The sequence below is a fragment of the Paenibacillus sp. FSL H7-0331 genome, from assembly GCF_001956045.1.
In genome coordinates, this window is record NZ_MRTH01000003.1 from 293,578 (window position 1) to 316,925 (window position 23,348).

At 46.8% G+C, this 23,348-nt stretch carries 17 protein-coding genes; 13 read left to right on the forward strand and 4 right to left on the reverse strand.

What is annotated here, in order from left to right; genetic code table 11:
- Position 1 precedes the first annotated feature (1 nt).
- Together BK127_RS06155 and BK127_RS06160 are read left to right on the forward strand one after the other, a co-directional pair.
- Positions 2–1,843, forward strand: coding sequence for a cache domain-containing sensor histidine kinase (locus BK127_RS06155; RefSeq protein ID WP_076229117.1), 1,842 nt, complete (start codon positions 2–4; stop codon positions 1,841–1,843).
- Entirely contained in the window at positions 1,821–3,356 is a 1,536-nt protein-coding gene (locus tag BK127_RS06160) for a response regulator transcription factor (RefSeq protein ID WP_076229118.1), read from the forward strand. Before BK127_RS06155 ends, BK127_RS06160 begins: the two co-directional genes overlap by 23 nt.
- Positions 3,357–3,532: 176 nt before the next feature.
- Here the strand turns inward: BK127_RS06160 and BK127_RS06165 are convergent, their stop codons facing one another.
- Genes BK127_RS06165 through BK127_RS06180 form a run of 4 tightly spaced genes read right to left on the reverse strand, consistent with a single transcriptional unit; the run spans position 3,533 to position 5,826 of the window.
- Positions 3,533–4,102 carry a class I SAM-dependent methyltransferase gene (locus BK127_RS06165; protein ID WP_076229119.1) on the reverse strand — a complete coding sequence of 190 codons (570 nt, stop codon included), beginning with the start codon at positions 4,100–4,102 and terminating at the stop codon, positions 3,533–3,535.
- Positions 4,099–4,773: an ABC-2 transporter permease gene (locus BK127_RS06170; protein ID WP_076229120.1), complete on the reverse strand. Its 675-nt coding sequence runs from the start codon at positions 4,771–4,773 to the stop codon at positions 4,099–4,101. Before BK127_RS06170 ends, BK127_RS06165 begins: the two co-directional genes overlap by 4 nt.
- On the reverse strand, positions 4,760–5,461 hold the full coding sequence (locus BK127_RS06175; RefSeq protein ID WP_076229121.1) for an ABC transporter ATP-binding protein: 702 nt from the start codon (positions 5,459–5,461) through the stop codon (positions 4,760–4,762). The genes BK127_RS06170 and BK127_RS06175 overlap by 14 nt, the downstream gene beginning before the upstream one ends.
- A complete protein-coding gene (locus BK127_RS06180; protein ID WP_076229122.1) occupies positions 5,458–5,826 on the reverse strand; it encodes a GntR family transcriptional regulator in 369 nt (122 codons plus the stop codon). Before BK127_RS06180 ends, BK127_RS06175 begins: the two co-directional genes overlap by 4 nt.
- A 326-nt stretch (positions 5,827–6,152) precedes the next feature.
- Here BK127_RS06180 and BK127_RS06185 point away from each other — a divergent pair, with 326 nt between their 5' ends.
- From BK127_RS06185 to BK127_RS06235, 11 genes are all read left to right on the forward strand, one after another.
- Positions 6,153–7,820, forward strand: coding sequence for an extracellular solute-binding protein (locus BK127_RS06185; RefSeq protein WP_076229123.1), 1,668 nt, complete (start codon positions 6,153–6,155; stop codon positions 7,818–7,820).
- Positions 7,821–7,857: 37 nt separating this feature from the next.
- Positions 7,858–8,787, forward strand: a complete 930-nt coding sequence (locus BK127_RS06190) for an ABC transporter permease (protein ID WP_076229124.1) — start codon at positions 7,858–7,860, stop codon at positions 8,785–8,787.
- A 16-nt stretch (positions 8,788–8,803) separates the two neighbouring features.
- A complete protein-coding gene (locus BK127_RS06195; protein ID WP_076229125.1) occupies positions 8,804–9,676 on the forward strand; it encodes a carbohydrate ABC transporter permease in 873 nt (290 codons plus the stop codon).
- Positions 9,677–9,760: 84 nt separating this feature from the next.
- Positions 9,761–11,347, forward strand: a complete 1,587-nt coding sequence (locus BK127_RS06200; RefSeq protein ID WP_076229126.1) for an extracellular solute-binding protein — start codon at positions 9,761–9,763, stop codon at positions 11,345–11,347.
- Between the two features lie 88 nt (positions 11,348–11,435).
- Positions 11,436–14,984 (forward strand): carbohydrate-binding domain-containing protein, encoded by a 3,549-nt coding sequence (locus BK127_RS06205; protein WP_076229127.1) that lies wholly within the window; start codon positions 11,436–11,438, stop codon positions 14,982–14,984.
- Between the two features lie 211 nt (positions 14,985–15,195).
- A complete protein-coding gene (locus tag BK127_RS06210; RefSeq protein ID WP_076229128.1) occupies positions 15,196–16,524 on the forward strand; it encodes an ABC transporter substrate-binding protein in 1,329 nt (442 codons plus the stop codon).
- Between the two features lie 72 nt (positions 16,525–16,596).
- Positions 16,597–17,535, forward strand: a complete 939-nt coding sequence (locus tag BK127_RS06215; RefSeq protein WP_076229129.1) for a carbohydrate ABC transporter permease — start codon at positions 16,597–16,599, stop codon at positions 17,533–17,535.
- Entirely contained in the window at positions 17,535–18,377 is an 843-nt protein-coding gene (locus BK127_RS06220) for a carbohydrate ABC transporter permease (protein ID WP_076229130.1), read from the forward strand. Before BK127_RS06215 ends, BK127_RS06220 begins: the two co-directional genes overlap by 1 nt.
- An 85-nt stretch (positions 18,378–18,462) precedes the next feature.
- Positions 18,463–20,232 (forward strand): cache domain-containing sensor histidine kinase, encoded by a 1,770-nt coding sequence (locus BK127_RS06225; RefSeq protein WP_076229131.1) that lies wholly within the window; start codon positions 18,463–18,465, stop codon positions 20,230–20,232.
- Positions 20,229–21,602, forward strand: a complete 1,374-nt coding sequence (locus BK127_RS06230; RefSeq protein ID WP_083689104.1) for an ABC transporter substrate-binding protein — start codon at positions 20,229–20,231, stop codon at positions 21,600–21,602. The genes BK127_RS06225 and BK127_RS06230 overlap by 4 nt, the downstream gene beginning before the upstream one ends.
- 93 nt (positions 21,603–21,695) lie before the next feature.
- Positions 21,696–23,336 carry a response regulator gene (locus BK127_RS06235; RefSeq protein ID WP_076229132.1) on the forward strand — a complete coding sequence of 547 codons (1,641 nt, stop codon included), beginning with the start codon at positions 21,696–21,698 and terminating at the stop codon, positions 23,334–23,336.
- The last annotated feature ends 12 nt before the right edge of the window (positions 23,337–23,348 follow it).

The following is a 23,348-nucleotide window of genomic DNA, read 5'->3' on the forward strand; positions in this document are numbered from 1 at the left end:
GATGAAGCATAGACATGTTCTCCAATACATTAATCAACATTTTAAAGTGAAATTAATATTGATCCTTTCCGTGATCATCATTGTGTGTTCCATGGTTACCGGCTATGTTTCCTACAGAATTTATTTGAACCTGTTTGAGAGCGAAATCAGCAAGCAGTACCTCAATACGAGCGAACAAACGATTGAGCAGATTGGCTTCAAAATTCAGGATATGTACCGGATCACTGACTTTATTTTTTTTCATCCGCTTGTAGAGCAAATCGTCCAAAACATGCATGCCGAGCCTGCGGAAGGAGAAAGCACGGAGTATCGCAGTTTTATACTGGAAAGGGATTTGGCAGATATTTTGCTTCCTGTAAAAAATGAAACACCGCAAATTCGCGCCTTGTATATCGTTGATTTGCAGGGTACTAACAACTACTTCAGTCATATGAGCCCTTCGCTGCAGATCGAATTTCCGGAATTCTATAATAGGGTCAAAGGTGGTTTGAAAAGCGAGTCCGCTGAGCTGGTGTGGCAGCGGATGCTTATTCAGGATTCTTCGGATCCTTCCGGTGAGAAGAGCCATCTTGTAGCCGCGAGGCTGCTGAAATCAACCAAACAGCAAACGGTATATGGCATGATTATTATGATCATTGACGAATCGTTTCTGGCTACCCCTCTCGAATCGTTGATGGCAGGTCGAACTACAGGGGCCTATCTCTACGATCAATATAACCGTATCCTTTATAGCCGGGAGCCAGAAGGCAGTATCGGATTCGTACCGGATTGGGAAAAGAAAAAGGGGATTTTTACCCAGCGTACGGAGGACGGCAATGATTATTTATTTGTCAAAAGTGTCTTTGAGCCGCGATCGTTCACCCTGGTAAGCGGCATTTCACTGGTGGATATCGAGGCAAAAGGACGGCGTGTTTACCAGGTAGCCTTAATTTCCGGTCTGGTCAGTGTGATGCTTATGGCGGTTTGTGTTTCCTTCTTCAGCGGCAGACTGCTTCAGCCACTGCAAGGATTGGTAGCGGCTATGCAGCAGCTACGAAAGGGAAATTTGCGTGTGAAAATCGCCAAAACGTCGAATGATGAATTTGCTTTTTTGGCGGAGAGCTTCAATACGATGGCAGCCGATATTCAATCCTTGATTCAGGAAGTGTATGTAAGCAAGCTGAGTGAGAAGGAGGCTGAATTGAAGGCGCTTCAGGCGCAGCTGAATCCCCACTTCTTGCATAATGCGCTTAACTCTATTTATTGGAAAATCATGCTGCTTTACGAGGATGAGGAAACGGCTTCTCTCGTAACGAGCTTGTCGGAGCTGCTCCGGTATTCCTTGGCACCCGTGTCGACCCCAAGCACCTTACAGGATGAGCTTGCGCAAATCCGTAATTATATTACGATACAGGAAGCACGGCATGGCGAAGATCTGCATGTCAGTATTGAAGCCGAGGAGGAACTGAAAGGCTGTGGCATGCAAAGGCTGCTGCTGCAGCCTTTGGTTGAAAACGTATTTGTTCATGCGTTTCGCGATCAGACTTCTAATAAGCGCCTGTCCATTCGAGCTTTTCGACAGCATACGGAAATGCATATTGAAATCGAGGATAACGGGTGCGGGATGGATGCAGATACAATCCGTCACATTATGAAGGATCGCTCCGTCCACGATCAGCATGGAGAACGGGAGAGCCTCGGTGTTCGCAACGTTACACGACGTATTTACCTTGTGCATGGCGAGCCGTACAGGCTGGATATCCAGCGGCTGCAGCAGGGAACGATGATGCGTTTAATTTTGCCGTGTGAAGCTTACCAGCCTATGAAAGGAGGTGCAGCAGATGAATCGGCTGCTTCTGGTTGAGGATGAACCTTTATTCAGGAAAGGTCTTGCGAAAATGATCACCGGTTCCACGACCAACTGGAGCGTATGTGGGGAAGCGGAGAATGGACAAGAGGCGGAGAGCTTGATAGCGGAACTGCTGCCTGACCTCGTGATCACGGATATTCGAATGCCGTTATTGAATGGCCTTGAGCTGTTGAAGCGTGTAAAAAGCAGGTTCCCGGATATTGAGTTTATCGTTATAACGGGCTTTCAGGACTTCCAATATGCTCAGACTGCACTTCGTTATGGTGCACTCGATTTGCTTATCAAGCCCTGCAGTAAACAGGATGTATATGACGCGCTGGATAAAGTGAATGAGCTTGTTCTGGACAAACAGGCTAGGCTCAGAAAAGAGGAAACAGAGCATCAGCTGCTGCTGGAAAATACATTAAGGGCGATTTTTCTGAGGTTTCCTTATCATACGGAGGCAGTAGCAGAACTGGAGCAAGGGCTACATGGGTGCAAGCTCATCTTGTTTCGAATTACTAATTATTACCCTGCTCATAAGCAATATACGAGGAGAGATGTTCCGTTACTGCAGTTTGCCGTTTTAAACATTATTAGTGAATTGCTGGATACACACGGGATAGCAGGCAAGCTGCTGCTTATTGAATACGGCCGGTATGCTCTGCTCGTGGATGATGCTGCCGAGGTACAGGCTTTATGTGTTGCGGTATGTGAAACGGTTCCTCGTCTGCTGGGCTTATCGGTTTCAACGCATCATGCCGGCCTGGCCCACAGCCTGACGCAGCTCGCCGATCTCTATGAAACCGGTATGGAAGGAGCAAGAATAGCTGAGCGTACGGATAAAGGGACGGAAACGGAGGGCACGCTGCCAATGAATCGGGCGCGTCAGCAGCTGATCAGTGCGCAGACGGTCGCTTTTATCGTATCTGGCCAGATGGAAGCTTTGAAGCAGTATCTGGAGCATTTCATGAAAGAAGCTAGCGGAAGGTCTCTGGAAAACGGGAAAATGGAGGCATTATCGCTGAGTTTTGCGCTTCAGGATACGGCTCGTAAACAGTTTGAGCAGATATATGAGCCTCGAACCTTGACGGATCGCATCAGCAAGCTGCATGAATGCAGCAACAAGGACGAGATCTATAGCTGGATGCAGACGGAAAAGGAGCGTTTTTTCCATAACTTCACGAAATGGCAGGAAAAATACAGCGAGAATGCGATTTTAAAGGCGGCACGCTACATGGAGGAGCATTACTCCGAGCCGCTGCCGTTACAGCAGGTAGCCTCGCAGGTGCATTTGAATGCGGCCTATTTCAGCCATTTGTTCAAGAAAGAAACAGGACGCAGCTTTATCGATTATTTAATCGAGCTGCGTATGGAGAAAGCCAAGCAGCTGCTGTGCAATACGGATATGAAAATTACGGAGGTATCCGGCACAATCGGCTACGATTTACCGAATTATTTTGCCAAGCTGTTCAAGCAATCCACGGGACTATCCCCTAAAGATTACCGCAAGCTTTATCAGAGTTAAAATAACGTGTGCTCCTTGATCTGTAATGGTTATAATAATTGAATGGTTAGGGGAGTTAGGGACGTGCGTTATACACGTCTCCTTTCAGCACTGTTAGCCACTTGGTTAAAGTTGTTAAAGCAGCAGAGCCAGCATATGGACGCAGAGATTGCTGTTATGACTCAATCGGATCTTTATCAGACTGGGTCATGCTTTCCCCTCACTTTTTTGCATTTAAACACCCAAGCTGGTGGTACGTTCATCCATGTATGCCCCGTTTCGATAGATGGGAAGTGAGTCTGAAAGTCTTTTTTGAGCAGCAGTGTATATTGGAACGCAATAAACGTTCCATTGCTTGCCAATGCGTTCTCAATGGATAGAAATAGTCTTTCTTTCAGTTCGGAAGAAAAATTAGCAAAAGGAAGACCCGAAACGATCAAGTCGAACGGTCTGCCCGTTTCATTAACGATTTCCCCCAATCTCAATGCATCGTTCAGAATGGGGAGATCAGGGAATTGAATATTCAAATTTTCACGAAAAGAATCATTTTGTTCGAACAAAAATAACCGGCTTCGAGGATCCATATGTCGTTTGATATACCGGGTAAATACACCGGTGCCGGGGCCCAACTCCGCGATTTGGGCCATCTTGTGCCATGGCAAGGAGGGCGGAAGCATTTTGCGGGTTAAAAAAACCGAGCTGGGAACCAAACTGCCTACCTGACCGGAATGGCGTATAAACTGTCCGAAAATCGACGGCTGTTTCATTCGATTCCTACTTTCTTATCCAGCAAATAGCAGCTTGCTGAAAAATATGCCAGACAAAAGATGAGCAATGTGAGAAAGGACGGGAAATTGGCAAAGGCTACGATCCAAACGAGCAGTCCCGCAGTAAAGCTTAAAAAAGTGATCAGCATAAAATGACTACGGCTGCATTTTCCAAGAAATATGCTCGTAAAACATAGAAATATAAGCCCAGTCGCAGAGAAAAGCCATTTCACGATGAGCAACACTTTCGACCAATCGAATAAAAGCAAAGGTTCGACTCGAAACAATTGTCCGTTGCTCATCCCCAGTTGTACCCACATACCCACAATCATAACCACCGTTATCAGCAGTGCCTCCAATAAAATCACAATATATTTGGACATCAGCATATAAGTTCTAGGTACCGGAAGGGATAACAAATGGGTAATCGCTTGTTGCTTCCACTCCTCTTGCCATGTAGAGAAGCAGTGAAGAAACGTCATCAACAGCAGGCCGGCAAAAATTATGACATCAAGCATCGTAATCAGACCAAGTCCTTCCTGAGGCAGGTGCAAATAAAAGATGAGGATGGAAAGCGCCGCATTCAAAAGAACGGTTGTTGCCAACGTAGCGAGCAGTGTATTCCTTCGATTTCGCAGATCGGTCAAGAATAATCGCCTAAACGCGTGCATGATCATACACCTCTTTCAACATTTCCATCAAAGATTGGTTTCGTTCCAGTTTTAGCATCTCGACATTACCAGCCAGCAGAAGCTTTCCCTCGTGAATAAAACGTATCTCATCCAGCATCACTTCGACCTCCGATATTTCATGCGTCGTAACGAGGATCGTCTGCCCTTCTTCCATGAAATCTTCTATGATCGCTTGGGCAATCTGTTGTCTTGCGAAAGGATCTATGCCGGAAAAAGGTTCGTCCAGCAGCATATACTTTGCCTGCCGGCTTAGAGCGAGCAGTAATTTCATCTTGGCCCGCGTTCCTTTCGATGCCTGATGAATCAACGAATCTGCCGATAATTCGAAAAAATCGAGCAAATGCCGTGCTTTATTATCGTCCCAGTCCCAGTACATGTCTTTCATATACCTCATGCTGTCGGATAGTTTCATCCAAGGGTACCAAACGTTCACATCAGGAAGGAAGGTCATCATGCCCCTGGTCGATAGGCATGGCGATTTCCCGTCAATCATGATTTGGCCGCCATCCAATCGTAAAAGGCCTGCTATCGCCTTAAGGACCGTCGACTTCCCTGCTCCGTTCGTTCCCAACAATCCGATAATTTGTCCCTCATCCGCAGTAAACGTAATATCGTCCAACGCCTTTTTACGGCCAAACGTTTTTACGGCATGCTCCACATTGATCATGGCGTTTTTCCCCTTTCCAAATACTTTTTCACCGTGTCCAAAATGTCTTGGTCGGATTTACCGAAAGACCGCAGCAATTCTACGCTTTGCCCGACTGTCTCGTTCAACGCCTCTTTCCGAATCGACTCCAGCATATCCCGATCGCTCGTCATAAAGCTTCCCTGACCCCTGACGGTAATAATCAAATTCATGTCCTCCATTTCCCTGTATGCCCTTTGAATGGTATTGGGATTGACTCCCAACGTTTTGGCAAGCTCACGCCGCGAAGGGATCTCTTGCCCCAGTGTATAGGTGCCTTGGATGAATTTCATACGAAATTCGTCGATAATTTGGGAGTAAATCGGTTCTTTCTGATTAAATTCCATCGCTTCCTCCATCGACCAAAATCTGTATTACTGTATTATTTAATTAATACAGTAACACATAGAAAAGCTTCATGTCAATGATGGACACGAAAATGGGCTGAGCAGGAAGTTATGGCTACCCAACCTGGTATTGGCATTTTGCGGTGGTTCGTTCATTTATCGATTTCCAATTGATCTAAAAATTTTATCTTTTTCCCCATAAATCGTAGATGTTGCCCTCTCCCTATTTCCCTACAATTAGGTATATAGACAAACAACAAGATATAGAAGGTGCGGTGAGATGAAGATGGTATGATAGACATTGTAAATGAACAGGGGGAACAACAATGTCTAATCCAATAGCAAGAGTAGTCCTTCCGATGCTGGCTTCCGCAGCTTGGATATTCGTGATAACAGGCTGTACGACCGTGATCGACGGGAATGGTGATAGTAGTGTGTCTAAGTCCGATCAGCGTAGGATGATTACGGCAACCATCTATGACCGTGGCAATATTCCATCCAGTGAAGGCACGATTGAAAACAATAAAATCACCAAATGGATTAACGAAACAGGTCCGGTACAAGTCAAATTCATAGCTGTACCCCGGACACAATCAGAGCAAAAGCTGAACACGTTATTCGCAGGCGGGGGAGCACCAGACCTGATTTTGGAATATGCGCCGCAGATCAAAAATCCGCTGATCGACCAAAAGCAGCTTCGTCCGATTGACGACATGATCGACAAGTATAGTAAGGAATATAAAGCGCTTTTGCAGAAATATCCATCGCTCAGGAAAGCAGGAACAGGAACTGATGGCAAGCTGTATCAGTTCGGGCGTATCAATGAAACGATTCCGCAGCGCGGATTGTTTATCCGTACCGATTGGCTGCAAAAGCTGAACCTGAACATCCCGAAAACGACTGAGGAGCTGTATCAGGTAGCCAAAGCTTTCACGGAGCAGGACCCGGACGGAAACGGCAGGAAGGACACTTACGGTATCGCGATGTCCTATAGCTCCGGAGCTATTCTGGATGAAATGTTTGGCGTCACCTACCCGGGCTTCATTGTGCAAAACAACGAGCTTATTCATGGCTGGGATCACATTAAGGCGGTTACGGCGTTTAAAAAAAGGCTCTATAGTGAAGGTCTGGTTGATAAGGACTATTTGAACGACAAGAATGGCTCAAAAGCGAAGCAGGATTTCCTGAACGGTAAAATCGGGATATATATGGAGCAATTTAACGTTCCGATTGTTTTTTATAACGATTATTATGTGAAATTGAAAAAAAATGTTCCGAGTGCTGAAGTTACAGTCATTCCGTATCCGGTAACTCCGGTGGGGCAATTTAATCCGATTTTTGTTAATCCGATCCAGATGACGGCCGTTGTCAATGCTCAAGTCAAAGATCCGGAAGCGGTGATGAAATACGTTGATTTTGCCGCATCCGATACTTTTATGAAAACGATGTATTACGGCTTTGAAGGCGTGCACAGCAAGTCGGAGCCGGGTACATGTCCGCAGGTGATCAATCTGGATAAATGGAAAACCGAATTTAATTTCGGTTCCGGCGATTTTGCTATGCTGGCTTCTCCGACATTAGCGGGTAAATGCTATTTTGGTACGGAAAAGCTTGATGCCCGGGATGTCCTTCAAAATCAGGTGAAAAAGATGTTTGAAGCGAATTCGTCCTTTATTCGTTTTGATCTACCGGTAGCGGGACCGACTCATTCAGAACAGATGCCTCAGCTGCCGAAGGAGCTTCAGCAGATTCTGACCAACACGACGAAGCAGGTCGGTGTCGGCGAGGGCGATATCTGGATAAAGTCGATATTGACGCCTGGCTATAGCCCGGAGATGGCCAAACAGGATGCAATCGCAGCATGGCAAAAAGCCGGAGGCAAGCAGGTTGACGATTGGTACAGGAGCTTCTATGCCAATGATAAGGACAAAACGATTTGGACTAACGATATTTACGATATTTTCAAAGAGCAGCGTGCGCTTCAAACCAAATAAGAGTCAGAATTTGATAATCAGGTGGTGAATAAATCGGATGGGGACCGTACGGGCCAAAACTACAAAGGATGCCTTGCGCTATTTGAACAAGAAAAAATATTTGTATATCTTGTTAATCCCTTGTGTGATCTATTTTTTAATATTTAATTATTTTCCGATGTATGGCGTCATCATAGCTTTTAAGGATTTTAATTTTGCCAAAGGTATTGTAGGGAGTCCCTGGATCGGTTTAGACAATTTCAGATACATGTTTGGGCTAAGTGATTTCTACACGGTGTTCTGGAACTCGCTTTACCTAAGTATGTTGAGGCTGGTTTTCGGATTTCCTTTTCCGATCCTGTTGGCCCTGCTTTTAAATGAAATGCGAAACCGCACATACCAAAGGGTAACGCAGACCATTATCTACCTGCCTCACTTTATATCCTGGGTTGTCATTGGAGGTATTCTGGTCAATTTCCTGTCACCCTCCTGGGGGATTGTAAATATTTTCCTTAAACAAATCGGAATGGACCCTATTTTCTTTCTTGCGGACAATAATTATTTCCGACCCTTGGTTATTATTAGCAGTATCTGGAAGGAATCCGGATGGGAAAGCATTCTTTACCTGGCCGCCATGGTTAGCATCAATACCGAATTATACGAGGCTGCTAGTATCGATGGCGCCAACCGATTACAGAAAATGCGGTACGTGACGATGCCTGGTATCAAATCAACGATCGTGATTTTACTTATTTTGCGACTCGGTCAAATTATGGGCAACGGCTTTGAACAAATTTTTGTGCTCCAGAATCCTTTGAATCTGGGTGTTTCCGAGGTGTTTGAAACCTACGTATACCGTGTCGGTTTGATTGGTGGCCGGTTTTCCTTCGGAACTACGGTTGGATTGTTCACCTCAGTGATCGGATTGATTTTCCTGCTGGCAAGCAATCAGATTGCCAAATGGATGAAAGAGGACGGGATATGGTAAAGGGAGGCAGCAGAGCTTGAGTATCAGATCATTCGGAGATAAATTGTTTGACGTTTTCAATTATACAGTCGTCACCTTGTTCGCACTAGCTTGTTTATTCCCGTTTTTTTATGTGGCATCCTTTTCTGTGACCCCTTATTCGGAATATTTGCAAAATCCATTGAAGCTCATCCCGAGTCAAATCGAGCTGTCTGCCTATAAGCAGATTCTTCAGATGCCGTTGATGTGGACCGGATATAAAAATACGATCATCATCACGGTTGCCGGAGTCGCAATAAATATCTTTTTGCTGATCATTTCGGCTTATCCGCTCTCTAAGAAGGATCTAAAGGGCAGAAATGTGATCATGGTACTAATCACGTTCACGATGTTTTTCAACGGCGGTTTAATACCAAATTTTTATCTTATTAAAACACTGGATATTTATAACACGCTGTGGGCGATGATTTTACCTGGTGCCCTTGGGGCCTATAACCTGATCCTGATGAAAAACTTTGTCAGCGCGATACCCGAAAGTCTGGAAGAATCGGCTTTTATCGATGGGGCCAATGAAATCAAGGTACTGTTTCGGATCATCGTTCCCCTGTGTAAGCCGGCGATAGCCACCTTTGTCATCTTTCATGCGGTAACCCAATGGAACACGTTTTTTTCGGCCATTATCTACACGTCGAAAAGAAGCCTCTGGCCGCTTATGCTGATCTTACGCGAAATGGTTGTTGATGATGGAGGCATTACCAAGGATGCGATGGACATGAACAATACGGGGGTTACCGTGTTTACGATTAAAATGGCGATCATTATTTTTGCAACATTACCTATTCTGCTCGTTTATCCCTTCCTGCAAAAGTATTTTATGAAGGGTGTGCTGGTAGGCTCGGTCAAGGGGTGATGGCTGGTTGCTTTCATCCGTACGATTAAAATCTGCAGTTGTTTGCAGTTTTAATAAATGGTAATTAAAAAGGAGATGTTTATATTGAAAGGGTCCGTCAAAACGCTGGTCAGTTCCTCAGTGAGCATTGCGCTGCTTTCCTCCATCGTGGTGGGATGCAGTCCGAATACTGACAACAAAGAAGCAGCCACCACCAAGCCAACACCCGGTACCACGGCGCCAGCCCCAGCCAAAGCAGCACCTGCCACAATCAAGATGTTTAACAGAGTGAATGCAGCGGTCGTTGTAGAAAATAATCCGGTTATTGCAGAGGTTGAAAAGCTGGCCAATGTTAAGCTATCGGTTGAAGCTCCTCCCATCAATAACTATGTGGATAAGCTCCAGGTGCTTATGGCCTCGGGAGACCTGCCAGACCTCATCTACAATTGGGGTGGCGCAGATGCCAATATGGAAAAGTGGGCGCAGAATGATCTGATTGCCCCATTGGACGACAAAATTAAAAATTATCCGAATCTGACAAAAAATATTACGAAAGAAATGTGGGATGGGGTCAAATCTGTTAATGATGGAAAGACCTATATCATTCCAAGAACGAATGTAGTCAACCACTGGGGCTATATGATCAACCAGCAATGGCTGAACAAGCTTAATCTCAAAGCGCCTACAACCCTGGACGAGTTCACGAATGTATGCAAAGCCTTTACTAATAACGATCCTGACGGAAACGGAAAGCCGGATACGTATTGCCTAAGCTTTTCCAATCCGACGCTGGGTGCCAATACAATCTGGAATGCCTCCAATTTTCTTGCCTCCGCATTTGATCTTCCTATCGTAAATGGAGCCAAGGATACAGACGGAACGTATAAAATAAGAGAAAAAATGTCGGGCTATATTCCTTACTTGACCTATCTGAAGCAGTTAAATGATGAGAAGCTGATTGATCCCGAGTTCCTGATTAACAAGATCTATGTAGATCAGGAAAAAATGAACCAGAACCGGATCGGTATCATCTACGCACATCAATACGCGGTTATGGCCAATCTGGCAAAGGATAAGGAATCGGATAAAAAGTACACCTATCAGGCTGTGTTAAAAAACGGCAAGGGCGTTGCCTCTGATTGGGTGACACCTGCAACGTGGGGCGGCTGGATGATTGCCAAAAATTCTAAAAATATCGACAGCGTGCTGAAATTTCTGGATTGGGGCAATACAACGGAAGCGAATACCTTGTTCCAGCTTGGCATCAAAGGCGTGACTTACGACAATTATGATCCGGCTACGAAAAATATAACCCGAACTGCAGATCAGGCTACCAAGCTTGCATCCGTAACAAGCACATACATGACGCTTGCTAATGCGATAGATGGAAACGCTGCCATCATTGAAGGTGCAGATACCCTGGATAGACTTAATGCTTACAAGTCTCAGCTGGATGGCGCATTAAAGCAGATGACCGTTACTAATGTTCCTGCTGTCAGGTCCCCCAAAATTCTGAATTTGAACAGTACGATTCCCGATATGGTCAAGAAAAAGGACGACCAGGAATTGAAGTTTATTCTGGGCAGCATAACCCTGCAGCAGTTCAAGGACTTCCTGGAGAAGGAATGGAATCCGGCTACAGCCGATGCCGAAAAGGAATATGTAGACTACATGAATAAGGCAGGTAAATAAAACCGGATAAGTGAAGGGTGTAGAGGTGATATGGGAATTTTCCGAATATCACCTTTTTACATACATATTTAAAGGATGGTGATTAATAATGGGTAAAGGTAAAGCTCGCAGTATGGCTCGGGGGATCGTGTGTTTCGTCCTCGTACTCGGTATGTTGTTTTCAAGCATTCCGTTTATTCCAACAAGTGGCATTCAGACAGCGTATGCGGCTAATTCGAGCGTAGTCAGAAGTGGCGATGTGTGGACACTGGAAAATGATGTGATGAAGTCAGTCGTGTCCTTTGCAAGTGGAAGTATTCAAATGACAAGCTATTACAACAAAGAGGCCGGAAAGGAGTATCTCACCGGGAGTGGAAGCCAATATTTGTTTTACTATAACTATGGTGGAAGCGACATCTATGCGAATGATGGAGGATGGACGCTGGGCACCGCCACGATTACCGACATTACCAAATTCGGCACCAATTGGGGTAAGCAGCTTACCATCCCGGTAACCCGAACTTCCCCGCAAAATGTAACTATTAATCTGAAATTTGAAATTTATAACGGGAAATCCGGATTGAAGTATAGCAACTCCATTAAAAATAATACGGCTGCCCAGAAGACGATTACGAACTCGGACATCATCTCGCTGAACCTGCCCAATGATGCACATACGCTGTATTATGTGCCGAATATGGCCTGGTACAGTACCTCGGGCTCGCTGGCTCCGAATGCAGGGAAAAATGCGATAACGGTCTATAATACGGGTGATGGATGGGGCCTGCAGCCGGAAATGAACTGGAAGACCGAGGGAACCTCTGGCATGCTGCCGCCCTTTGCCAGCATTAATGCCTGGAGCGGTATCACGAATGTCAAAGTATCCACCAATACCGATGCACTGCAATTGGTGTTGTTCCCTAATGAGGAATTCGAGTATATTTCAGTGAATATGACGGTATTCAAGGGGGATATCCTTGATGGAAAAATGGCAGTCGAGGAGCATTTTAGAAAGCGCTTCAAATATCATGACGTGACTTCCCTGTTTCTTACCAACGACTGGGACTATATAGGGAAACGCACGGATGCATTTTTCAGAAATACAGTCGTACCGAAGGCTGTACAGGCAGGTCTGGATATGGTAATGATCGACGATTTATGGAATACGACCCGAGATACCACGACTGCGAAGACCAGCTTTACAAGTAATATGGCATCCCTGACCGATTATATTGTAGGACAAGGCCTACGCTTCGGATTATGGTTCAGCATGACAGGCGACAACCATAATGTAGGAAGGGATTTGGCTGATCCTGCCAACATTGAGTTCAAAAGAAGTCAGGTTGAGGATACGATGATTCCTCAATATCATTTATCGCATCAAATGATTGATTTGACCGAATTTTGGCCCAATACGGCGGCGACCTCAACCTCGCATCCAAGCGACAGCGTTTATCGAAAAAACGTATTGGTGAAAAACTATATGAACGATCTGACGTCACGACACCCGGACTTCATTGGCAAGCTGACCAGCGAAGTGGATATATATCCTACTCAGGGTGACAGAAACAACGGACTGCTGCATATCTCTGATAACGGATTTCTATCCGCTAACGGCGGAGTGGGCACCAGCATGAAAATCGGCATGGACAGCTTTGGCTATTTGCCTATGAATTCCGTTTATTACGGCGGTAACCCGTCAGGCAAAGTCGAGGACTACTATTCCTATATGCTGGCAAGAGTGATCAAATTCAATACAGACCCTTCCGGTTGGACGAATGCAGGTATGGATTCTCTGAAAAAATTCAACAACTGGCGGAAGAGTCCGAGAATCAAGGCATTAACGGAGCAAACGACAAGGCCGCTTTATGCCGGTCCGGATTTTGATACGTCAGGCTCCTACGCATGGATGTATGCGTCTGAAGATAAAAGCAAGGCGCTGGTCATCGCCACAGCTGCGAATGTAACGGCTGTTCCAGACGATCTGACGCTAAATCTCAGATGGCTTGACAGTAATAAGACTTATCTGGTTGAGGATATCACGATGAACGATAGCGGTGTCAGCTCCTACAGCTATAAAGGCAAATTCACAGGCAGTCAGCTGAAATCACCAGGGCTACCGGTGAACCTGGCCGATAACACATCCAAGGGCAAGGCGTTCTGGATTCAGGAGGATAATGCGGCAGCCATGCAGGTGCTATATGCAGATGAGAAGATTGCATCCTTCACGCAAACTTCCGGCACATCGAGCCTGACGGTCAATGTTACCGGAACTGCAGGAACCACGGGTAAGGTGGTTGTATTTGACCGGACCGCCAATAAATCCATTACCAGCGACGTCGTCATTGGCACAGGCGGTACAGGCAGCGTTACGCTCGGTTCCGGCATTTTGCTTGAAGCAGAGAGTCTGACAGCAGCGGCATCATCAGGTTCGAACGTTGCGAATGGAGCCGACACAGCAGCCAGCAATGGCTCGCTCAGCTACGGGAATCTGAATGGAGTGGGCGACTGGGTCCAATACACGGCAAACGTGGCAAGCCCGGGCACCTACAATGTAAAGGTTCAGGTTAAGAAGCACCCAAGCAGAGGTACGGCACAACTGTATATAGACGGCGTAGCACAAGGCTCGCCTATTGACGAGTATCAGAGTGCTCAAGGTTATGTCGAGGTCGATCTTGGCAATATCGCTTTTACAACAGCTGGCAATAAACTATTCAAATTCCAGATCACAGGGAAAAATGCCAGCAGCAGCTCTTATATCTTGGCTACGGATACGATAAGGCTTACCTATAAATCACCTGATGTTATCCTTCCGCCAGCGGTACCGGAAGCAGTCAAATATGAAGCAGAGAGCTTGACCACGACGGCATCAACCGGTGCAACGGTTACTTATGGAGCAGATTCGGCAGCCAGCAATGGCGGATTGAGCTATGCGAATGCCAATGCAGTGGGAGGTTGGGTACAGTATACGGTGAATGTTCCTGCATCCGGAACATACAGGGTGAGAGTGCAGGTCAAAAAACATCCCGACAGGGGTACGGCACAGCTGTACATCGACGGTACTGCACAGGGTACGCCGATTGATGAATACCAGAGTGCGCAGGGCTATGTCACAGTGGATCTGGGCAATGTGACGTTCAGCTCAGCAGGAAACAAGCAGTTCAAATTTCAGGTCACAGGCAAGAACGCCAGCAGTGCCAGCTATACCCTGGCAACCGACTATATTTCGCTTACCAAGGAACCGCTTAATTATGAATTCGAGAGCTTGACCACAACCGTATCAGCAGGAGATACCACGGCAATTGGCAGCGATTCCGCCGCCAGCGGGGGTGCATTAAGCTACGGCAACTTTAACGCAGTGGGAGACTGGGTGGAATACACGGTCAATGTTCCAACAGCTGGAACCTACACAGTTAGTGCGCGGGTTAAAAAGCATCCCGACCGCGGCACCGCGCAATTGTATATCGACGGTACCGCACAGGGCAATCCTGTAGATCAGTATCAAAGTGTTCCGGGCTATTCGGTCGTTGGATTAGGCAATGTGACGTTCAGCTCAGCAGGAAACAAGCAGTTTAAATTTCAAGTTACAGGTAAAGATCCAAGCAGCGGTAATTATACTTTGGCTAATGATAAAATCATGCTAACCAGAGTCAATTGATTATGTATTTCTGACGTTAAGTTATCAAGGACCAGTGTTTCCCCTTTATTGAGGTGGAACGCTGGTTCTTTTTAATGTGATGTCCGAATCCCTATTTCCCATCATCTTAATTTCAACCTAAGATCGAAGGATTGCCACCTCGGCAAATAATCGCGCATCCCTTACGATAAAGAGGTCAAGATGATCACTAGATTGAAAGGGGAATATTCGAATGAAATTAGCAACAAAAATGTCAACAGCAGGGGTAGCGCTGCTTCTTGCCGCTTCGATGGCCGCCTGCAGCAGCGGTGTTACGCCTGCCGCCGAGCCAGCCAAATCCACAGGTGCCACAGACGCCAAGACCGAAGCCAAAACAGACAAACCTGTGGAGCTTACATTTTGGTCTTTGGGCACTAACGGCTACGAGAAGCTGGCTGAGGAGTATAAGGCAGTTAAGCCTAACGTCACGATCAAAATTCAAAACACAGCCGACCAAACGGCTCATCACAATAATATGTTAACGGCGCTGTCTGCGAATAAGGGTGCACCGGATATTTTCATGGTCGAAATTGCTTTCCTGGAAAAATTCATGGAGGCGAAGGATAAGTTCAATAATTTGAATGATCTTGGCGCAAGCAGCCTGAAAGGAAATTATCTGGATTGGAAATGGAAGCAGGCTTCCTCCACGGACGGTAAATTCCAGCTTGGCTTGCCAACGGACGTAGGTCCAACTGTCGTTTATTATCGTACCGACTTGCTGGAGCAAGCGGGTATTGCGAGCAAACCCGAAGAATTTTATAAAGAGATTGCAACCTGGGATAAATTCGCTGAAACTGCAAACAAGTTTAAGCAAAAAACAGGAAAAACGTTTGTAGATATACCTGGATTGCTGTTTAATGGTCTGCGGGATCAAGGCAACGAAATCTTTTACAACAATAATGATGAATTCATTGGCGATAAAAACCCGCAAGTGAAAAAAGCCTATGACTTTACGGTAAAAGGGATTAAAGAAGGCTGGGTTGGCAAAAACGTGCTCTGGACACCGGAATGGGCGAAAGAAACGAATGATGGTGGATTTGCTGTCATGCTGGCTCCGGCATGGATGAGTGGCGTTATTAAAGGAAATGCCAAGGATGCAACGGGTAAATGGATGATTACGCAAATGCCTGAAGGCGCTGGCAACTGGGGCGGTTCGTTCCTGAGTATTCCCAAGGAATCGAAAAATGCCAAGGAAGCCTACGAATTCATATCATGGATGGACAGTAAGGATGGACAGCTTAAATCGTATATCTCGAATGGTCTGATGCCATCGATTCCTGCAGTTTATGAAGAGGCCAAGTTTAAAGAGCTTACAGATTCCTTCTACAACAATCAAGCGATTTCCGTTGAATTTGCCAAAGCTACGAAAAGTGTCAAACCGATCCGCTATGGCAAGCTGCATGATGCAACAGACAGCATTTTCAAAGAAAGTTTGAGCAATGTCCAGCAAAAAGGCAGCGATCCGCAAGCAGAGTGGGATAGTGCGATTAAGAAGATCAAAGAATTGAATAAACGCAGTTAATTGCTGGACGAATATCTGGAGGGTGCAGGTTCATCGTGTATGGTGAATTTGCTCCCTTATAGGAGTGATCAAATGAACATCCATGCTGTTGCACCCACCGCCGGAGCTGCGGCGCGTCCTTGGCTCACCGAGCGGCGAAGAAGCCGATTGGCGGCTTATCTGTTTATATCACCATTTTTTGTGCTGTTCGCTATATTTGGGATTTATCCGATCTTTTTTACTTTTTATTTGTCGATGTACAAATGGAACGGTATGGGGGATATGAAGTTTGTCGGCTTGAAAAATTTTGAGCTTGTTTTGACCGACCCGACCTTTTGGACCTCAGTCGGCAATACGTTTATTATGGGTGGCATGGGTACGATTCCACAGCTCATTCTGGCACTCATTCTTGCTGTGGCCTTGAATTCCGCTTTTATTAAAGGAACGAAGCTGCTGAGAGCTATTTATTTTTTACCAAATGTGACTTCCATTGTTGCGGTTACGATGATTTTTAGCGCAGCATTTGCCAATAAAGGCATGGCCAATTATTTGGTTTCTTTTCTGGAAATGGGACCTTATGCATGGAATATTCAGAACTGGCCGCTGAAGACGGCGATCGCGACGATGGTCATATGGCGCTGGACCGGCTATAACGCAATTATATTTCTAGCGGGCTTGCAAAGTATCCCCGGCGATTTATACGAAGCCGCACGTATCGATGGAGCCAACCGTCGTCAACTGTTTACACATATCACAGTCCCGCTGCTCAAACCGTTTATTTTATTTACCGTGCTGATTTCAACGATTGGCAGTATTCAGCTATTCACCGAGCCCTATGTGTTCTTAAGTCAGGGAGGCTCAGGATCTACCCGCGCGGAGGGCATTACGATGGTGATTTATTTGTATACAGAAGCATTCCGTAATTCGTTCTTTGGCACTGCCGCTGCAACGGCTGTCATCTTATTCATGTTCACCGTGATTTTTTCATTGCTGAACACTTGGCTGTCCAAAAGAATGGGAGGGGAAGCGTAATGCCGGTAGGAGAAAAACAAAACGTCATTTCACGAATCATTATTTATATCCTGCTGGCTGCAGGAGCGTTTGCTTCGGCTTATCCCTTTTATTGGATGCTGGTGATCTCAACCCGGACGAGAGATGCAGTGTACCAAATCCCGCCCGCTATTATACCCGGACCGGAGCTTATCGCCAATTTCACACATGCGCTGGAGCGGATTATATTTTTCAGGGCGCTCTGGAACTCGTTTATCGTATCAGGTGCGACAACCGTTTCCGTACTGTTCTTTTGTTCACTGGCGGGCTTTGCATTTGCCAAATTTGAATTTCCAGGTAAAAAGCTGCTGTTTGTGCTCGTCCTTGGGACTCTGCTTGTCCCTCAGCAGCTGAGTGTGCTGCCGAACTATATTTTGATGGCGAAGCTGTCGTGGATTGATTCGTATAAAGCAATTATTGTGCCAAGTATGGTTTCAGCATTTGGTATTTTCTGGATGCGACAATATATTATATCGAGTATTCACACGGAGCTTCTGGAAGCAAGCCGGATCGATGGCAGCGGATATTTCAATACGTATTGGCGGATCGTGCTGCCGATCATCGTACCCGCGTTGGCGACACTTGGTATTTTCACTTTTTTAAATACGTGGAATGACTTTTTCTGGCCGTTGGTTGTACTCAAGAACAATGAGAATTTTACGATTCAGATTGCGCTGCAGCAGCTGTTCAGCCGCAACGATTCGATCGACTATGGCATGATTATGTCAGCTACTTTCTTCGCAACACTTCCTTTATTAATCGTATTTGCGCTATTTAGCCGCTGGTTTATATCGGGGTTAACCTCAGGAGCTGTAAAAAGCTGAAATGTTCACAAGCGGCGCAGCAGGATAATCCCCCCTCCGGTGAGAATGTGTAAGTACGGTATGCTACAACTCTGGAGGACTCGTTATGTCGCTGCGCCATAAAATTATGCTGGGTGTTATATTGCTTGTGTTTATTCCGATTGTGTTGATGGGCAGCATTACCTACAAGCTGTTTAACGGTGCTATCGAAAAGCAAACGGAGAATTTTTACGCTAACAGCCTGCTGGAAACGGACCGCAAAATCCAGTATGCGCTGAACGAAATGAATGTGATCTCGGACTTGAGTATTACCCAACCGGTTATTCAGCAATTTTTGAAGCGCAAGTATTCGGGAGAGCTTCGGGAGAGTGAAGGAGCTGCCAGTCGTCAATTGCTTACTGAGTTGAACAATCTGCTTTTATCCCATCCGAAAATAACGTCTTTGACCTTATATAATCAAAATGAGCTGGTTCACAGCTCCAGAGCGGCTCCGGCGGCAACCTATGAGATGCTGAAGCAGCAGCCGTGGTATGGGCAGATGAGAGCTTTGAATGGACGGCCTTTATGGCTCGGTCCTTTTGAAAATTCAACAGCCTCCGATCAGCAGCTTACCCATGTACGTACGATTAAGGATTATTATTCGCTGGATGACATCGGAACCCTCGTATTGACGGTGAAGACGGATGCAGTCGATCATGTTTTCTGGGAAGCGGGGACGATTAAGGAAGGCGAGATGATGGTTGTGAACCATCAGGGCTTGGTGCTGTTCAGTAAGTCGGGCCAGCATCTGGGGAAACAGCTTTCTTTTCCATTTCTACAGTCTCATGAGGAGCGCCATGCTTATGTGGACACTTATGAAGGAGAGCAAACCTTTATCACCTATTATCCCTCACAAATTTCCGGGTGGTATTTGGTTGCGCTGACACCACTTAATCAAATGTACGCGGAAACCGCTGGGATCCGTAATTTGGCGCTCGGTCTGCTCGTCTTTGCCCTGCTCAGTGTGATATTGTTTGATGTCCTGTTCATTCGCAAGCTGGTGCATTCGATAATTTCAGTTGTGAAAGCGCTGCGATTGGCAGAATCGGGCAAATTTACGGAGGTCAGGCAAGGCAGTGAGGTGTACCGTGACGAATCAGGGCTATTGGTGCGGGGCTTTAACCGGATGAGCGGTCAAATTCAGGAGCTGATCCGGCGGGTCGAAGTAGAGCAGGAGAGGAAGAAGGAAGCGGAGATGCAAGCGCTTGTGGCACAGATCAATCCGCATTTTATATATAATTCGCTGGAAACGATCAATTCAATGGCCGTGCTTCAAGGTAATAAGGAAATCAGCAGACTGGTGATTTCACTCGGCAAGCTGCTGCGGATCAGTATCAGTGAAACCCAGGAGCTGGTTCCGATTGCTACCGAGCTGGAGCATGTCAAGCATTACTTGTTTATCCAGATGTGCCGCTTTGGCGATAAGCTGAATTATGAAATGGAGCTGCCGGACACATGGAAAAGACACCTGACGCTGAAGCTGATCGTCCAGCCCATTGTGGAAAATGCGCTCTATCACGGAATCGAACCGATGCAGGAGCAAGGGCTTATTCGTATCCGTGTCATGGAGGTGGGAACCGATCTTGTTGTGGAAGTGGCGGATAACGGACACGGGATTGAACCAAGCAGGCTGGAGGAGCTGTTTGCCGGACGGCAGCAGAGCACGAACAAGACCAGACATCGTGGCGTAGGCATGAAAAATGTGCATGATCGACTGCGGATTCGCTTTGGCGGCAGCTATGGGATTATGGTCTGCTCGACTCGTGGTGAAGGCACGATTGTAAGGATTCGGATGCCGCGGATATTAGCGGACAGCCAGGGAGGTGCAGGCCAATGAACAAGTCCCTTGACAACAAGCGTTGTGGGCTGTGGAACGGCTCTTCTAAGAGAGGAAGGACGCGCTCGCTGCTGGCTGGAATACTTATTAGCATACTGGTCGCTCTAGGTGCGGGCTGTTCCTCTGAATCACAGCCTCAGGCGACAGAGAAGATCAAGCTGAGCTTTCGTCATGTCTGGATTCAGGAGCACAACGCCCAGATGTTAAAGATCGTATCTGAAGTCATCAAGCAATTCGAGCTGGACCATCCGAACGTGCGTGTTGACTTTGAAGGATTGGATCAAACCGTTCACCGCGAGCAGCGCTTGAAGAGTGAGATGGTGACAGGCAACCCACCGGATATTTTCGTGTTGTTTAGCGGCGCTGAAATCGAACCTTACGCACGTGCAGGGCGGCTGCTGGATTTGTCGGGTTTTCTGAAAGAGAACAGCATGGACGATGGCTTTTACGATCTGAGCCTTTGGAAGTTCGGCAGTGGGGTGTACGGTCTCCCGATCGAAGGTTTTGTTGAGCCCGTTTATTATAACAAGCAGTTGTTTGCCGAGCTTGGCCTGTCTGTTCCCACCAATTGGGACCAGCTCGTGCAGGTGATCACCAAACTCAAAGCAGCAGGGTTGGTTCCATTCTCGTTAGGAAATCAGGAGCGCTGGCCGGGGGCCATGCATTATCATTATTTCCTGCAGCGATTTGCAGGTTCTGCAGTGATAGACCAGATTGTGAAAGGAAAAGGCAGCTTCATGAATGCCGACTATGAGCAGGCGACAGAGCGTTTTCTTGAATTCGCCAAGCTGAATCCATTCCCGACGATGTCGGATACACGAAGTATTGCTTATGCCGAGAACCTGTTTTTGGATGGCAAGGCCGGAATGTTCCTGAGCGGCAGCTGGGAGCTTAATTTATTTCAGGGTGAAAATTCCACACCAGGGTTTGCCGACAAGGTAGGGGTATTCAATTTCCCTGTATTGTCGGGACCGAAGGAGGCATCGATTGGTCTGGCCAGAGGCTACACCTTCGGTCTGGGCTTGTCGGCCAATCTTGAGGGTGAACGACGCCGAGCTGCACTCGATTTGGTGAAGGCCATTTATGCTCCGGATGTGCAGAGGCGAATTGTATATGAAAGCTTCCGGCTGCCAGCTATGAAAATAGCGGTTGATTATCACCGGACAGGACCGGTATTCAAACAAATTGTCGATTTGCTGGAGGCATCGCCTACAGCCTTTGTTCCGTATGATAATGCGCTGCCACCTGCTTTGCAGGAGCCGTTCTTTCAGGTCGCCGAGCAGCTGATTGCAGGCAATGTATCGGCACGGGAAGCGCTGCAAAGTCTGGAAGCCCATCTGCAGCAGTACTATGAGCTGATTGGCAAATAACGATCATTTGCGTCTAACCTGCGATAAGCCATTAGGAAGCATGCAGCGATACGGAGTCCATAACAAGAGTGTGTCCAAAGGAGGTGTTTTCCATTGTCCAGCATCTATAAGGTAGTTCTTGTCGATGACGAGCCGATTATTCTGCGCAGCTTGAAGGTAGCTTTGCCTTGGGAGGAAATGCAGATGCAAATCGTGGGAGAAGCAGCAAATGGTGAGCAGGGATTGCAGCTGATTCAAGCTCACAAGCCGGACATTGTGATCAGCGACATTCGAATGCCGGTTATGGATGGGATTTCGATGATGAAAGAAGCATTGCATCAGCAGCCCTCATTAGTTTTCGTCCTGCTTAGTGGATATGGGGAATTCGAATATGCTAGAGAAGCGCTTCGATATGGTGCATCAGATTATTTGCTTAAGCCTGTCGATCATGAAGAGCTTGAGACCGTTATGCGTGAGGCCAGGAGCAGGCTGGAGCAGGAGGCTGAACGCCAATCGGAGAAAGATTACTTGACCCGCTCTGCACAGGCTTTATCCAGCTTGCTCAGGGAACGGCTGATCAGCAGCATGCTGGAGGGAAACAACAAGCCGTATAATCCGTCTTACTGGCTGCAGGGCTGGGATTTGGAGCATCCGTATGTGATGCTTGTAGTTGGCTTTGATGATACACTGGAAGTGAACCGCTGGAGCCAGGAGGACCGCAGATTGTGGTTTTTTGCAGTTGGCAATGTGCTGAGCGAATACGGAGGCAAGCGTGGTGCCTTGACTGTATTTCCGTTTCGAAGCGGAGAATGGGTCCTGCTGCTGCAAAACAGCAATATGCAGGAAACCGAGCAAACCGCGGGAGAAATCATCACGCTGGTGAAAATATGCACGAAGCTGTCCTGCTCGGTCGGAATCAGCAGACAGCATTCGGGACTGGATGCGTTGTTTGCTTGTTATCGCAGCGCACAGCAGGCGCTGTTAGCCCGATTTACCGGAGGCCGGGAGCGGGTGTATGTGGACGCCGACATGGCATCGGCCTCCGCATGGTTACAGGAAGCGGAGGCCGGGGGGACCTCTGCTGATCGGTCAGCCTCCGCTGCGTTATTGCATTGGGAGCAGCGTTTGACCGAAGCGGTTGCCGGCTTTGATCGCAGCAGAATTTCCATGCTGCTGGAGAAGCTGATTAACGAGCTTCGTAATAAGAGCAAAGGTCAGGAGGATGCCGCAGCAATGATGATAGAGCTCGTTGTTGGCATCTCCCGGCGATTGAGCGATTTGAGCGAGGAGCCCTTGATGAGTATCAAGGAATTGATTTCACATATTCCTCTTTGTGGGACACTCGATGAATTGGAGCTGCTGCTCAAACAATCATTGCTGGAGCATACGGGTCGAACCCTGAGGGTGTCCGCTCGTGAGGATGAAGTTCGTACTATCCAGAAAGCCATCGAATATATATCCGGACGGTTTCATCATGATCTGAGTATTGATGAGGTTTCCGAGTTCATCGGACTCAGCTGCAGCCACTTTTGCGTGTTATTTAAGAAGGAGAGTGGAGTTACGTTTCTCGAATATGTGACCAAGCTGCGAATTGAACGGGCCTGCTCGATCCTGCGTAATACGGATGTCAAGGTATACCAGATAGCGCCCCTGGTAGGTTATCAGGACGCCAAATATTTTACACAGGTGTTTCGTAAAATGATTGGTATGACGCCATCTGAATATCGTACGATCCAGATGGAAGTAGAGCATTAAGAAAATTTACTA